This is a genomic window from Sandaracinus amylolyticus (assembly GCF_021631985.1).
In the GTDB taxonomy this organism is placed as follows: domain Bacteria; phylum Myxococcota_A; class Polyangia; order Polyangiales; family Sandaracinaceae; genus Sandaracinus; species Sandaracinus amylolyticus_A.
Window position 1 is genome coordinate 5514898 of record NZ_CP070225.1, and the last position, 14592, is coordinate 5529489.

At 72.0% G+C, this 14592-nt stretch carries 11 protein-coding genes; 4 read left to right on the forward strand and 7 right to left on the reverse strand.

Annotation, left to right across the window (positions count from 1 at the left end):
- Positions 1 to 2 precede the first annotated feature (2 nt).
- Complete coding sequence (locus I5071_RS23280) at positions 3 to 500, reverse strand: hypothetical protein (protein WP_236514748.1); 498 nt, start codon at positions 498 to 500, stop codon at positions 3 to 5.
- 44 nt (positions 501 to 544) lie between these two features.
- Between I5071_RS23280 and I5071_RS23285 the strand changes: the two genes are divergently transcribed.
- Positions 545 to 1606 carry a hypothetical protein gene (locus I5071_RS23285; RefSeq protein WP_236514750.1) on the forward strand — a complete coding sequence of 354 codons (1062 nt, stop codon included), beginning with the start codon at positions 545 to 547 and terminating at the stop codon, positions 1604 to 1606.
- A 59-nt stretch (positions 1607 to 1665) separates the two neighbouring features.
- Here the strand turns inward: I5071_RS23285 and I5071_RS23290 are convergent, their stop codons facing one another.
- Positions 1666 to 2952, reverse strand: coding sequence for a citrate synthase (locus I5071_RS23290; protein ID WP_236514752.1), 1287 nt, complete (start codon positions 2950 to 2952; stop codon positions 1666 to 1668).
- Between the two features lie 184 nt (positions 2953 to 3136).
- Here I5071_RS23290 and sthA point away from each other — a divergent pair, with 184 nt between their 5' ends.
- The gene (gene sthA / locus I5071_RS23295) at positions 3137 to 4537 is read left to right on the forward strand and encodes a Si-specific NAD(P)(+) transhydrogenase (protein WP_236514755.1); all 1401 of its coding nucleotides are present in this window, start codon (positions 3137 to 3139) and stop codon (positions 4535 to 4537) included.
- A 10-nt stretch (positions 4538 to 4547) separates the two neighbouring features.
- On the opposite strand, the gene I5071_RS23300 is transcribed toward sthA, so the two are convergent.
- From I5071_RS23300 to I5071_RS23310, 3 genes are all read right to left on the reverse strand, one after another.
- Positions 4548 to 5012 carry a hypothetical protein gene (locus I5071_RS23300; protein WP_236514758.1) on the reverse strand — a complete coding sequence of 155 codons (465 nt, stop codon included), beginning with the start codon at positions 5010 to 5012 and terminating at the stop codon, positions 4548 to 4550.
- A 572-nt stretch (positions 5013 to 5584) separates the two neighbouring features.
- The gene (locus tag I5071_RS23305; RefSeq protein ID WP_236514760.1) at positions 5585 to 6073 is read right to left on the reverse strand and encodes a hypothetical protein; all 489 of its coding nucleotides are present in this window, start codon (positions 6071 to 6073) and stop codon (positions 5585 to 5587) included.
- A gap of 51 nt (positions 6074 to 6124) precedes the next feature.
- Positions 6125 to 8041, reverse strand: coding sequence for a S8 family serine peptidase (locus tag I5071_RS23310; protein ID WP_236514761.1), 1917 nt, complete (start codon positions 8039 to 8041; stop codon positions 6125 to 6127).
- Positions 8042 to 8252: 211 nt separating this feature from the next.
- On the opposite strand from I5071_RS23310, the gene I5071_RS23315 reads away from it, so the two are divergent.
- Positions 8253 to 9692 (forward strand): hypothetical protein, encoded by a 1440-nt coding sequence (locus I5071_RS23315; protein ID WP_236514762.1) that lies wholly within the window; start codon positions 8253 to 8255, stop codon positions 9690 to 9692.
- 101 nt (positions 9693 to 9793) lie between these two features.
- Positions 9794 to 11146 carry a type II CAAX prenyl endopeptidase Rce1 family protein gene (locus tag I5071_RS23320; RefSeq protein WP_236514763.1) on the forward strand — a complete coding sequence of 451 codons (1353 nt, stop codon included), beginning with the start codon at positions 9794 to 9796 and terminating at the stop codon, positions 11144 to 11146.
- Here the strand turns inward: I5071_RS23320 and I5071_RS23325 are convergent, their stop codons facing one another.
- Together I5071_RS23325 and I5071_RS23330 are read right to left on the reverse strand one after the other, a co-directional pair.
- Positions 11147 to 12649, reverse strand: coding sequence for a di-heme oxidoredictase family protein (locus tag I5071_RS23325; RefSeq protein ID WP_236514768.1), 1503 nt, complete (start codon positions 12647 to 12649; stop codon positions 11147 to 11149).
- A complete protein-coding gene (locus I5071_RS23330; RefSeq protein ID WP_236514770.1) occupies positions 12646 to 14370 on the reverse strand; it encodes an Ig-like domain-containing protein in 1725 nt (574 codons plus the stop codon). The genes I5071_RS23325 and I5071_RS23330 overlap by 4 nt, the downstream gene beginning before the upstream one ends.
- Positions 14371 to 14592 lie beyond the last annotated feature (222 nt).

Sequence of the window (14592 nt, forward strand, 5' to 3'; positions counted from 1 at the left end):
CGTCAGCGCACGCGGGTGAGGCGCTGCTCGCTGGTGGACCAGTCGGTCGTCTGCACCAGCGTGACGCGATCTCCGTCGCGCGCTCCGACCTGCCGCATCGGGACCCCGAAGAGCGCGAGGTGGTACGTGGCGCGGCGTCCGTCCTGGTCCACCTCGCCCTCGAAGGGCCCGCTCTCGCGCGCGACGAAGAAGGGCGCCATCCGATGGTGCACCCGCATCGTGAAGGTGCGCCCGTCGTCGCGCAGCGTGATCACCTCGTGCCCCACGAGCGACGGCATCCCGAGCTGCGTGATGCGCGTCGTGTGCAGCACCTCGCGCTCGGAGGTCACCTCGACCGTCGTCTCGATGCGCGCGGGGATCGAGACCGTCGCCCGGACCCGCGCGCGATCGAGCGCAGAGAGCGACGCCGCCGCGAAGCGTGTGGGATCGGTGATCGCGAACGTCACGTCGCCGCGCCAAGCCCCGGCGCACGCGCGGTAGTACGAGAGCGCCGGCGTCATGCGCCGCGGAAGCTGGTGTCACATCGACGCGTTGGCGAGGGCTCATGGACCGCGATCGTTTCGCCAGGCATCTCGAGACCGCGCTCACCCGCGCGCGCGACTTCGCGCGCACGATGGTCGTCGAGGATCTGCCCGACCCGATCCGCGTGCGCCTCTTCCTCGAGGTCCACGGCGTGATGGAGCGCGAGGATGACTGGATCACGTTCGCGCAGGACGTCGGCCGCGCGCCCCGCGAGCTCGCGATCGACGAGGCGATCCACGAGCTCTGGCGCGATGGCCGCGTCCCGCAGTGGATCGACGTCGCAGCGGCGTCCGATCGCGACGGGACCACGATCGTCGCGGCGCTCGCGTGCCCCCGCTTCGTCGCCGACGAAGCCCGCCTCTACCACACGTGGGGCGACATCCCGCCGTTCCACGTCACGAGCCCGCCCCTTCCGCCGCGGCACGTCGGCGGCGAGCGGTTCAGCGTCCACCGCCACAGCGAGTGCGTGATCGACGCCGACGTCGAGCACCTCGCGCGTGTCGCCGATCGCGTCGTGTTCCTCACGCTCCACGCCGAGACCGCACGCTCCCGCACGCTCCCGCGTCTGCCGACGCTCCCGCGCGTTCGCCACATCGAAGCGCGAGGCATCGAAGTCCTCTCGTCGATCGCCTCGCTGGGGCGACACCGCTCGCTCGCGTTCCTCGACCTTCACGTCGGCGGCGATGCTGCGCTCGACACACGCGCGCTGCCGACGACGCTCGAGACGCTGTCGATCGAGACCCGACACGCGCTGCGCATCGACGGCCCACTCCCGCAGCTCCAGCGCGTGCAGCTCCACGCGGCGCGTCTCGACGGGGAGCTCGTCCTGCCGCGCGAGCTCGAGTCGCTCTCGCTCCACGTCCGCGACATCGACGCGCTCGACGAGATCCTCTCGCGCGTCGAGCGCCTCGACTCGCTCGATCTCGGCGGCACGCCGGTGCCCGACGCGCTCGCGCGCGAGCTCGCGATGCGCTTCCGCCCGCGCTACTTCGCGCTGGGCGACACGCACGTCACGGCCGACACGCTCATCGCGCTCGCGAAGGAGCTCCCCGGGATGCACCTCGTCCCGAAGCGGCTGCGCTGAAACGACGAAGGCCGCCGCGATTGCTCGCAGCGGCCTTCGGCACGTCGGTCGACGCGGGCTCAGCGCTTGTCGATCGCCACGAAGTCGCGCTGGTCGTGGCCCAGGTACACCTGGCGCGGGCGCGCGATCTTCTGCTCGCTGTCGAGCAGCATCTCTTCCCACTGCGCGAGCCAGCCCGGCGTGCGGCCGATCGCGAAGAGCACCGGGTACATGTCCATCGGCAGGCCCATCGCCTGGTAGATGAGGCCCGAGTAGAAGTCGACGTTCGGGTAGAGCTTGCGCTTGACGAAGTACTCGTCCGAGAGCGCGATGCGCTCGAGCTCGACCGCGATGTCGATCAGCGGGTTCTTGCCGATCGCGTCGAACACCTCGTCCGCGAGGCGCTTGATGACCTTCGCGCGCGGATCGTAGTTCTTGTAGACGCGGTGGCCGAAGCCCATCAGGCGGCCCTCGCCCTTCTTCACGCTCTCGATGAACTCGGGGACCTTCCCCTTGCTCCCGATCTTGTGGAGCATGTGGATGACCTCCTCGTTCGCGCCGCCGTGCAGCGGGCCGTAGAGCGCCGCGCAGGCCGCCGCGAGGGCCGAGTAGGGATCCACCTTCGAGCTGCCCACGCCGCGCATCGCGGTCGACGAGCAGTTCTGCTCGTGATCCGCGTGCAGGGTGAAGAGCACGTCGAGCGCCTTCTCCACCGCGGGGTTCGGCTTGTACTTCGGCTCGGTCATCTTGAACATCATGTTCAAGAAGTTCCCGGCGTAGCTGAGGTCGTTGTCCGGGTAGACGACCGGGAGCCCGCGACGGTGGCGGTACGCGTAGGCCGCGAGCGTCGGGATCTTCGCGATCATCCGGACCATCTGGAGGCGGCGGTTCTCCCCGTCCTCGATCTTCTTGGCCTCGGGGTAGAACGTGCTCAGCGCGCTGACGGTGCTGATCAGCATGCCCATCGGGTGCGCGTCGTAGCGGAACCCGTCCATGAGCTCGCGGATGTTCTCGTGCACCATCGTGTGCATCACGATCTCGTGCGCGAAGGTGTCGAGCGCCTTCTTCTGCGGGAGCTCGCCGTTCATCAGGAGGTACACGACCTCGAGGAACGACGCGTCCTCCGCGAGCTGCTCGATCGGGTACCCGCGGTAGCGAAGGATGCCCGCGTCGCCGTCGATGAACGTGATCTTCGACGAGCAGCTCGCGGTGTTCGTGAACGCCGGGTCGTAGGACATCATCCCGAAGTCGTTCGCGTCCGTCTTGATCTGGCGCAGGTCCATCGCCCGGATCGTCCCGTTGCTGATCGGGACTTCGTAGGTCTTGCCGGTCCGGTTGTCGGTGATGGTCAGCGTGTCCTTCGCCATGTCTGCTCCTCGGCCCCCACCTGCGACGCGCACTGGGTTGGCCCGCGACGGGCGCTCCCACGGGGGAGCGCGACCTTGCGCCACGGGCGCGCCGATTCTGGAGAGCCATCGCGGACCTGTCCAGCGGGTTCCTGTCGTTTCGCGCCGGGAACGGACGCGCACGCGCCCGTGTAGAATCGTGGGCGTGGAAGCTCCTCACGACCTCGTCGTCCTGGGGTCTGGTCCAGCGGGTGAGAAGGGAGCGGTACAGGCCGCGTACTTCGGTCATCGCGTCGTCGTGGTCGAGAAGGCGCCCGAGCCGGGGGGCGCGGCGGTCCACACCGGGACGCTCCCCAGCAAGACGCTTCGCGAGACCGCGCTCTATCTCTCGGGGTTCCGCGCGCGCGACCTCTACGGCGTCTCGGTCCGGCTCGACGATCCCCACGCCGCCGTGCCGCGGCTGATCGCGCGCAAGGACGCGATCGCCCGCCAAGAATCGGAGCGCATCCGCCACAACCTCGCGCGCCACGGCGTCGAGCTGGTCCGCGGAGAAGCGCGCTTCGTCGCGCCCCACACCGTCGAGGTGCGCACGCCCGAGGGCCCGCGGCGGATCGACGGCCGGTTCTTCCTGATCGCGACCGGCTCGTCCCCGCGGAACCCGCCGGACGTGCCGATCCACGAGCCCGACGTCTACGACAGCGACGAGATCCTCGCGCTGAGCCACCTGCCGAAGTCGATGGTCGTGCTCGGCGCGGGCGTGATCGGGTGCGAGTACGCGTGCATGTTCGCCGCGCTCGGCGTGCAGGTCGTGCTGGTCGAGGCGCGCACCCAGTTCCTGCCCTTCCTCGACCACGAGGTCGGGCGGCGGCTCGAGAGCGCGATGCAGCACCTCGGCATCGAGATCCGCAAAGGACACCGGTGGGGCCGGATCCATCGCGCGGCGAACGGGCGGATCCTCTGTGACCTCGCCGATGGCTCGGTCCTCGAGAGCGAGACCCTGCTCTTCGCCGCAGGTCGCGTGGGGAGCACGGCAGGGCTCGGGCTCGAGCACGTCGGGCTCACCGCCGACGATCGCGGCGCGCTGAAGGTCGATCGCCACTACCGCACCGCCATGCCGCACGTCTACGCGGCGGGCGACGTGATCGGGTTCCCGGCGCTCGCGTCGACGTCGATGGAGCAGGCGCGGGTCGCCGTCTGTCACGCGTTCGGGATCGACTACAAGCAGTCGATCGGGCCCATGCTGCCCTACGGCATCTACACGATCCCCGAGGTCAGCTGCGTCGGCGAGACCGAGGAGACCTGCCGGGAGCAGGGGATCGACTACGTGGTCGGCCGCGCGCTGTACCGCGAGAACGCGCGCGGACTGATCACCGGGGACCTCGAGGGCATGACCAAGCTGGTCGTGCACACCAAGACGCGGCGGCTGGTCGGGACCCACGTGATCGGCGAGCGCGCCTCCGAGCTGGTGCACATCGGGCAGGCCGTGATGCACCTCGGCGGGACGATCGACACGTTCATCGAGATGGTCTTCAACTACCCGACGCTCTCCGAGTCGTTCAAGTACGCGGCCTACAGCGCGCTCGGCGAGCTCGCGAAGCGACGCTGAGCGCGAGCGACTAACACTCCGCCGCGATCAGCCGCACCCCGAGCCGGTCGAGCACCGCGCCCACCGTCCACCCCGCCGGCGCCGATGCCCGGGCACCGGCGAGCGCGGCGTCGAGATCGAGCGACCAACCCGCGTGCTTCGCCTTCCGGGAGCAGAAGTCCCGGAGCTCCACCGCCCAGAGCCGGTCCGACTCGGCCGCCGTCACCAGCGCGCTCCACTCGGCCGCGTCGAAGACCACGGCGCCCGACTCGCGCTCACTCCGGACCACCTCGGGCGACGTCGCGACCGAGACGATCCCGTCGTGACCCGGCACCTCGAGGCGCAGCGTGGCGGGCAGCGGGAGCGACGCGAGCAGGTGGGCAGGAAGGCTCCGCACCTCCGTCTCCCACACGCGATCCTCGCCCAGCCGCGGGCGCTCGATCCGGAGCAGCTTGGCGGCCCGGCGCGACCGACGGACCCGCGTCGGCTTCTGCAACTCTGCGGAATCGTGCTGGATCTCGAGCTTGCGTGCGGTGCTGGACATGGGGCTCGCCGTCTCCCGACACCCCCGATGACGCCCCGTCGACGGGCCGACACCGGTGGTTCGTTCAGTGATGAGGCCCTGAACGGAGGCGGGGAGATGGCAGGCCCCGCGCTCCGTTCAGGCCTGCTCCCGACGCGGGAGCCACCACTGAACTGACGCACAGGACGGGGTCGGGCGAAAAAAGATCGCGGCGCCCCAGCGGAGGGGTCCCAGCCGATGGGTCCGACCCATCCGGATCGATTTCAAAATCGCCGGCGATGGGTCCGACCCATCCCACATCGATTTCAAAATCCGCGGCGATGGGTCCGACCCATCCCACGTCGACTTCAAAATCCCCGGCGATGGGTCCGACCCATCCCTGGTCGACTTCAAACTCCATCGGCGATGGGTCCGACCCATCCCACGTCGACTGCAAACTCGCCGGCGATGGGTCCGACCCATCCCTGGTCGACTGCAAACTCGCCGGCGATGGGTCCGACCCATCCCTGGTCGACTGCAAACTCGCCGGCGATGGGTCCGACCCTTCAGTCGCGCCACTTGCCGTGGCGCGTGAACATCTCGACGAGCGCGGCGTCGTCGTCGATCACCCGGGTCGGGATCGTTCCTCGCGCCGAGCCGCGCACCTCGAACCAGACGTAGCCCTTCCCGCGCCCGCCCGCGGTGATCGCGTCCCAGCCGAGCTGCGTCTCCTTCGCGCCGTCCGAGACCCCCACGCCCGACTCGTCGATGCGCACCCGCATCCGCTTCGACGCCGCGCCCTTGTCGCGCCGGGCCCGGAGCAGCGCGCGCACCAGGAGGAAAGGCCGCAGCAGCTGCCACATCCCGAGCACGATCGCGGCCATCCCGATGCCGCGGGCGGTCAGCTCGGTCGCGCCCTGCGACGTCTGGATGCCGAGCCCGATCAACACCAGCCCGGCGAGCCCGCGCACGATCGGGAGCGCCGGACGGCGGAAGTACTCGGCGAGCCAGGCGCGGCGGAACTCGTCGTCGGTGAGCTCGAACTCGTAGACCACGGAGGGAGCCTGCGGGCCGCCGGCGGCACGAGCCAGCCGGCGGCCTCTCGCTCAGCGCGCGCTGGCGACGCGCCCGGCGCGCGGGCGCTCGCGACGCACACGCTGGAGCGCGCGCTCCTCGTTCGCGATCACCCCGCCGAAGGGCGCGGCGATCGCGTCGCCGGTGCCCAGCATGATCTCGATGGTGCGCGCCGGGGTCAGCGCGGGGTCGACCGAGATCATCTTCGCCGCGAGGTTCGCGGCGTTGGGCGAGGCCATCGACGTGCCCGAGAGCGGCACGTGCTCGCCGTTCGGGATCAGCGAATCGACCTCGACGCCGAAGTCGAAGAGGCGCACGCGATCCGGGCTCGAGTTCGTGAACGTCGCCCAGTTCCCGAAGCGGTCGACCGCGCCCACGACCAGCACGTTCGGCGCCTGGATCGACGCGGGCACGTCGCCGTACTCGACGACGTCGCGGTTCGAGTTGCCCGCCGCGATCACGAAGAGCGTCTCGGGGCAGTGCTCGAAGATCCACTGCCAGTTGGCGCGACGGCGCGCGTGGATCTCCGCGGCGCGGCGGCGGACCTGCTCGTCGTTCGTGTAGACGCCCGACTCGTGGCCGAGCTCGGCCTCGACGTAGTCCTGCGCGAAGCCGAGCGACGCGTTCACGACGCGCACGTGGTGGGTGTTGATGAAGCTCGCGATCGCCTCGACGTTCGCGCGCTCCGCCGCGAGCTCGGCGTCGGTCGGGCCGCGATGACGGTAGACCCGGGTCTCGCCCGCCCACGCGCTGCGGAACACCGCGACGCGCGCCTGGGGAAGGCCCTGCACCAGGATGCCCGCGACGTGCGTGCCGTGGGCCCACTCGCCGACCGCGTCGAGGTTCGACTCGAGCACCTCGAGGCTCGCGGCGTCGGTCGCGCTGCGCATGAGCGTCAGCACGCGCTGCGCGGCCTCGGTCGAGGCCATGCCCGCGCGCAGATCCATCACGCCCCGGAGGAACGGCGCGTACTGGGTGATCACCGCGGCGCCGGGGTCGTAGGTCAGGCCGGTCTGCGCGGCGTCGGGGTCCGCGACCACGCCGTGCACGTCGTCGACGAGCCCGTTGCCGTCGTCGTCCTGGCCGTTCGGCTGCTCGCCGGCGTTCGTGAAGAGCTGCTGCTCGAACAGGTTGCCCGCGGTGCCGGTGTCCCAGACGCCGACCAGCACGGGCTGCGCGTCGCGGGCGCGGGTGAGATCGACGGTGGAGAAGCGGTAGTCGCGGTCGGCGGGCCGCGCGTCGTGCGCGGTGCGGACGTTCGTGATCGCCTCGAGGTAGACCGGGCGGTTCGCCACCGCGTCGGCGAGCACGTGCGAGGTGAAGAGGTAGCTCGCCGCGGTCTCGAGGGTCAGGAGCTGCTGGCGCGTCTGCTCGAGCGACGCGTCGATCTGGGTGCGCTCCTGGTAGAGCTGGAAGACGACGGTCGACGCGCCGAAGCGGGCGCGCGGCAGCTCGTTCAGCACGGCCTCGACGGCGGCGCGCTGGGCCGCGGGGTCCTCGCCCGCCGAGCGGCGGGCGATCACCGAGAGCAGCGTGGTCCCGACGTACGCCATGTTGCGGTTGCGGGCCTTGGCGCGGACGAGGCGCACGGTCTGGGCCGCGCCATCGAGATCGCCGGCCGCGAAGTCGGCGGCGGCGAGGTAGAGCATCTGCTCGCACACGCGATCGCCGAGCGCGGGCGCGCTCGCAGGATCGCGACGCCACGCCTGGAAGCCGTCGATCGCGAGCTCGGGATCGGCCTCGCGGATGCGGGAGACCGCGCCGGCGCGGACGCGATCGATCAGCTCTTCGTCGGTGATGCTGGCCCACGGCGACGCGGGAGCGGCCTCGGGGGCGGGCTCGGCCGTCGCGGTGGTGGGCGCGGGCTCGGTGAGGGTCGTCGGCGTGCTCGACGCGCCGCCACAGCCGGCGAGCCCGAGCACGAGGAGAAGTCGGAGGGTGCGACGCATGTCTGCTGCTTCCTCGTTGTGAGTTTCGGGGCGCGCATTGGAGCACGGGACTCCGGCGCGTCCAAGGCCGCCGCGTCGCTGGCGGTCGACGTCGGGAGCGGGGCATACTCGGCCCGCTTTCGTTTTGAATGAGAGAGGACTTCTGCTCCGTCTGCGTACGACACGGGTGGCGGTGCAGGGTCCCAAGCGCCGGGGAGGCAGGATGAGCTCGATGCGTGGAGCGCTGGCGACGATGGCGATCGCGAGCGCATTGCTCGGAGGCGTCGCGAACCGCGCCGACGCGCAGTACGTGATGCCGGGCGCGCCACCCCAGTACGGCGCGCTGCAGGTGCGCGGCGCGGTGGCGCCGGATCCGATGGTCGCGGACGGCGTGGCGGGCGGGCCGGTCTCGCTCTCGGGCGCGAACTCGAGCTGCCGCGGCTACGCGCAGGGCGCGCCGAACCACGTGATCATGGCGCAGACGGGCCTGCGCTTCCTCGCGATCATGGTGAATTCGTCGTTCGACTCGACGCTGATGGTGCAGACGCCCGACGGGCAGGTGTACTGCAACGACGACACCGACGGCCTGTTGCCGCGCGTGGAGATCAGCTCGCCGCCGGGCGCGATCCGGGTGTGGGTCGGCGCGTACTCGTCGAGCGGCGGCGGGCCGTACCGGCTCGGGCTCTCGAACACGCCGGGCATCCGCGCCCAGCAGCTCGGACCGCCGGGCAGCGGCGGAGGGGTGGTGGTCACGCCGCCCCCCGGGCGCCCGCCGGTGGTCGGCGGGATCACGCCGGGCGCGCCGCCGCTCTACGGCAACACCGGCGTGCGCCAGGGCTTCCAGCCCGACCCGGTCGTGATGACCGGCTCGGCGGGCGGTCCGCTCGACGCGAGCATGATCGACAGCAGCTGCCGTGGCTGGATCACGCCGCAGCCGAGCCACGTGATCGTGGCGCAGTCGGGCTTCCCGAACCTGCGCATGCTGGTCTCCGCGGGGCACGACACGACGCTGGTCGTGCAGTACCCGGACGGGCGCATCGCCTGCAACGACGACGGCGCGGGCTCGCTGAACCCGCTGCTCGAGGGGCCGACCGGGCCGGGGCCGATCCGGGTGTGGGTCGGCAGCTACTCGAGCGGTCGCGCCGGGCCGTACACGTTCGGCGTCACCGAGTACCCGCACATCCAGCCGGGGCACCTGGTCGGCGGTGGTGGTGGTGGGGTCGTGGTGACGCCGCCCCCGCAGCCTCCGCCCCAGCCGCCGCGCGGTGAGGTCACGATGGTGGACCTGCAGCCGCGCATCCCGGTGACGCTCTTCGGGCCGGGGATGTCGGCGGCGACGTTCGCGGTGTGGAGCCCGCGTGGTGGGCCGCGCATCGAGATCATGGTGACGCCGTCGGGGCCCTCGCTGAGCGTCTCGGCGCGGGTCGGGGGCAACGAGATCGCGCTGGGCACGGTGCCCCAGGAGATCGCGCGCGACGCGGTGGTCACGGTGACGCAGCAGCCGAACTCGACGCTGCTGGTGCGCGCGGAGCGTCCGCCGGACTCGCGTCGCTCCGATCCCGGCGCGCAGATGCTGCTCTCGGTGCGCTGGGATGCGCGCGCGGCGGTGCCGACGCTGGTCGACCAGTGGAGCGGGACGTTCGGCGATCGCGCGCCGCGCTGGGCGCGCTGACGCCGCTCCAGCCCCGAGATCGGCTCGCCAGCTCCGGGCCCTCCGCCGGCGAGCACTCCAGTCGAGTCGGGGCCTATGACAGGTCGGGTGAGGACGGCGTGGTGAGCGATGCGGACGAGGGCGCCGGGCCCTCGGGGTCGTGGCTCTTCCACGCCGCGCTGATCGCGGGGGTGCTGCCGGTCCTGGGGGTGCCCATCGTGGCGCTCGCGACCGCGGCGGCGTGGCGCTCGTCGCGCGGCGGGGACGCGCGGGAGCGGCGCTGGGCGAAGCGACTGAGCGGGCTCCTCGCGCTCGACGTGGTCGCGGCGCTGGTCGTGCTCGCGACCTCGCTCGGGATGCTCCCCGCGCCCGAGCAGGTGCTCGCGCCGAGCGACGGGCCGCGCATCGGGGTCGCGGTCGACGACGCCTACTCGGGCGAAGGGCTGCGGGTCGCGGAGGTGCTCGAGGGCTCGCCCGCGGACGGCGCGGGGATCGTCGGGGGCGACGTGCTGCTGCGCGCGGACGGCGCGCCGGTGGAGTCGCTCGAGGGGCTGCGCAGCGCGCTCGGCGCGGGCGATGGGACCGTCGCGATCGAGCTGCGTCGCGGCGACGCGATCGAGCGCGTCGAGGTGGTACCGGTGCACGGCGCGCTCGGTGCGCGCGAGCGATGTGGCGAGGTGCGCGCGGCCGATCTCGTGCCCGGGCTCGGGACGCTGGTGTCGTACGGCGTGGTGCTGATCGGCGCGCTCGTGCTCGCGTGGCTCGGATGGAAGCGCGGAGTGCGCGGAGGCGCGCGCACCGTCGTGCCGTTCGCGCTGATCCCGCCGCTCGGTGCGCTGGTGGGGACCGGGATCGCGATGCTCGCGTGCCGCTCCGGCGGCGAGGCGCTGGTGCTGGAGATCGCGCTCCTCGGGTCGGAGATCGTGCTCGTCGCGATGGCGGCGGGCGCGGTGTGGCTCGCGTCGCGCGGATGGGAGGGCGCGACGCCGACGCTCGATGGCGATCCTCCGATGCCGGTGCCGCGCGTCGTCGCGCTCGGCGTGATGTACGTCGCGACGTGGGTGCCGCGGGTGCTGGTGCTCGCGATGCCGCTCTTCGCGGCGGCGCGCACGCTCGGGGTCGAAGGCGGATCGGAGGCGCTCGGCGAGGTGCTGGGTGGAGATCGCGCGCCGATCGCGCTCTTGATGACGTTCGTCGCGGGCGCGCTGCTCGCACCGCTCGGCGAGGAGCTGCTCTTCCGCGGTCTCCTCGTGCCGTGGCTCGCGCGCGTGGTCACGCCGTGGAGCGCGATCGTGATCTCGGCGCTGCTCTTCGGCGCGCTGCACGATGCGCACGGGATGGCGCGCATCGGGCCGATGACGATCGGGCTGGTGCTCGGATGGGCGCGGCTGCGCTCGGGCACGCTGATCGCGCCGATCGCGATCCACGCGATCGTGAATTCGATCGCGCTGACGATCGGCTGGCTGACGAGCTAGCTAGAGCGACTCGACGAACGACACGAGATCCGCGCGCTCGAGCTCGGTCAGCGACTCGAACCCGAGACGCGCCGCCGTCGCTTCACCGTCGTGCCAGAGCACCGCCTCCGCGACACCACGCGCTCGGCCGTCGTGGAGAAGGCGGACCTCACCGCCGACCACGCCGAGCAGGCCGATTCCCCAGAGCGGCGCGGTCCGCCACTCACGACCGCTCGCATCGCCCTCGGCGCGTCCGTCCGCCAGGCGCTCCCCCATGTCGTGGAGGAGCAGATCCGTGTACGGCCAGATGCGCTGCCCCGCGAGCTCGGGCTCGACCGAGTCTCCGGTGACGAAGCTCGGACGGTGGCATCCGTCGCAGCCGACCGCGGCGAAGAGAACGCGGCCGCGCCGCACGGAGGGCGCCTCGGCGTCGCGCCGGGCGGGCACGCCGAGCAGTCGCACGTACGACGACGCGACCCGCAGGCGCGTCGCGGTGAGCTCGGGCGAGCCACCGCTCGCGGCCCCCAGACACGCCGCTTGCGACTCCGTGCACGCCTCGGTCGGGTGCACCGAGCTCGTGATGCCGAGGTCACCCGCGAAGGCGGCGGAGGTCTGCTCCTCGACGGTGGGCTGCCCCGCCTTCCAACCGAAACGACCGATTCGCAGGGCGTCGATCCAGCGGACACGCCCGGAGATGCCGTCCGCGTCGGCGTCGAGCTCGTCGGCGAGCGCGAGGAGGTCGTCCTCGTCGATCGCTTCGAGGAGCCCCTGCCCCACGAGCTGCTGCGCGATGCGCGGCGACAGCACCGCGCCTCCTGCGAGCGGGCCGTAGCCGAGCGACGCGATGTCGTAACGCGGCAGCGGCAACATCGCCTGCGTTCCGTCGGCGAGACGGTGCGAGACGAGCGACTCGAAGCGACGCGCGTGACCTTCGCCCGCGACGCCGGGGACGCCCAGCGGCTGCAGCTGGTCGCCGTACGTGGGGTCGGGGCGACCGTCGGGTGTCCCGAGGCGCAGGAGCACGCCCGGGCGGTTCTCGTCGGGCGTGGCCGACGGCGCGCCACGTCCGTTCCGGACGTGGCACTCGATGCACGAGACCGCGTTGTAGACGGGGCCGAGCCCATCCGCTTCGGGGCGGCCCGGGGCGATCTCCCACTCGAGACGGAAGAACTGGAGGCCCGCCTCGAAATCGGCGCGTCGCGCGATGGTCAGGTTCGCGGCCTGCTGCAGGAACGCGCTCCCGTCGACGACGCTCGTCGTCGTGTCTCCGCCCGGCAGGAGCTCGCCTTCCTCGAGCGGAGGAAGTGCCGCGTCCAGCGAGGCGTCGTCGGACGCAGCGTCGACCAGGTGCGCATCCCACGGTGCGCCTCCATCGCCGAGCGCACCGTCCTGTGCTGCATCGGGACGCGCAGCGTCGAAGCCCGCGCCGGCATCGTCGCCGACGCCCGGCGCCGTCACCTCGCAGCCCGCGAGCACGAGCATCAGATGAAGGGCCGCGACCCTCGCTCCACGTGCTCCGGTCATGGACGCGGATAGATGAGAACCGGGGCGCTGTAGGCCCACGCGTGGATCGCTCCGGCGAGGCCGAGCGAGCCCTGGAAGCTCCAGCCCCATCCGAGCACGTTTCCGGCGTCGGTGAGCGCGAACGTCGGCCCGCCGGCTCCGCCTTCCATCTCGAGGATGACGAACTCCGACGCCGGTCCGGGCGGCGCGACGCGGGTGGCGAGGGAGCGGCTCGCCAGGTCTCGCGAGCCATCGCCGAGGTACCCCATGCCGAGCTGACCGAGCCCGCCGAGGCCCCAGGCGTACGCGTCGCCCGAGCTCGTGACGGCGAGGCTGACGAAGCCGTCTGCCGCGACGCTCTCGACGTCGGTGAGCGGCACGACCGGCGACGCCGACACGAGGACCTGGGTCGGCGTGGTGACGGGGGTCGCGCCCGACGTGTCGTTGCCGATCTGCCCGTTGTTGTTGCGTCCCCAGGCCATCACGGTGCCGTCCGCGCGGAGAGCGAGGACGGTCGAGTTGCTGCTCGCGACCATCACGACGTCGGTGAGGCCGGGGACGAGCGTCGGCGTCGGGTGAGCGACGGTGTCGGCGGTTCCGTCGCCGAGGATGCCGTACTGGTTGTCGCCCCACGCCCAGACGGTGCCGTCGCTCCGGACGGCGAGCGAGTGCGTCGAGCCGGCCGCGACCTGGACGACGTCGGAGAGCCCCGGGATCGGGGCGGGGGTGAGCTGGTCGGCGTCGCCCGGGGTGGCGTAGCCGAGCGCACCGCGCGTGTTCTGGCCGAACGAGAGCACCGTCCCGTCGCCGAGGAGGACGAGCGAGTGGTTGAAGCCCGCAGCGACCGCGACCGCGCCCGAGATCCCGGGAACGACGGTCGGCGTCCGGCGACACGGCGACGTCCCGGCCGACCCACAGTCGGTCTCGGCGGCGTAGCCGAGCTGACCGTCGCTGTTCGAGCCCCAGGTCAGCACGGCCCCGTCGTCGCGGAGCGCGATCATGAACGTCTGCCGAGTGACGACGGAGACGAGGCCGGACGCGCCGGCGGGCGTGTAACGGACCGGCAGCGAGGCGGCGGGGCCGTCGCCGTACGCCGACCCGTCGAGGGTCCCGTTGCCGAGCTGGCCCAGCTCGTTCCGCCCCCACGTGAAGAGCGTTCCTCCGTGGAGCAACGCGCCCTGCGAGTTCCCTCCCGAGAGCCGGTGCCCGAAATGGGCGGAGACCGTCGCACCGGCGGTCTGACCTTCCGCGTCGGTGGCGGTGACGACGATGGCGTTGACGCCGGGCGTCGGCACGAGCGTCACCGCGAAGCTGCCGTCGCTCTCGAGGGTGACGGGAGTCGCCGTGCCGTCGAGCGATACCTCGAGGCCGGTCACTGCGACGTCGTCGGTCGCGGTGCCCGTCACGAGCAGCCGCCGGGCCGCGACGAACCCTGCGTCGCGCGGTGAAGTGATCGCGACTGCGGGCGGCTCGCTCCGCTTCGAGAAGGTCACCTCGTCCTCGGACCGATGACCGTGCTCGTCGACCGCGATCGCCCGGAGCGTGTGGGGGCCGGGGGACAGCGTCTCGACGCTCGCGGTGATCGTGCTCGCGCTCGAGGCGACGGCGATCTCCGCACCATCGAGCTCGAGGCGGAGCGTCGCCGTGACCTCGGAGGGCACCATCGCAGCCGAGACGCCGAGCGGCAGCGTGTCGACCACCGATCCGTCGGCCGGCGAGGTGATGGCGACCTCGCCCGTCACCGGCGCGTCCGGCGGAACGTGCGCATCGACCGCGATGGACGAGTCGGGGGCGGGTGCCGCGTCGAGGGAGGGCTCGGCGTCCAGGCCGGCGTCGGTGACGTGTCCGGCGTCTGGATCGGCAACCGATGGGTCCGCACAGGCGATCGAGCAGGAGAACAAGAGCGGAAAGAACCGCGAACAACGCATGCGCGACGGCTACCACGGTGAGAATGATTGTCAAAG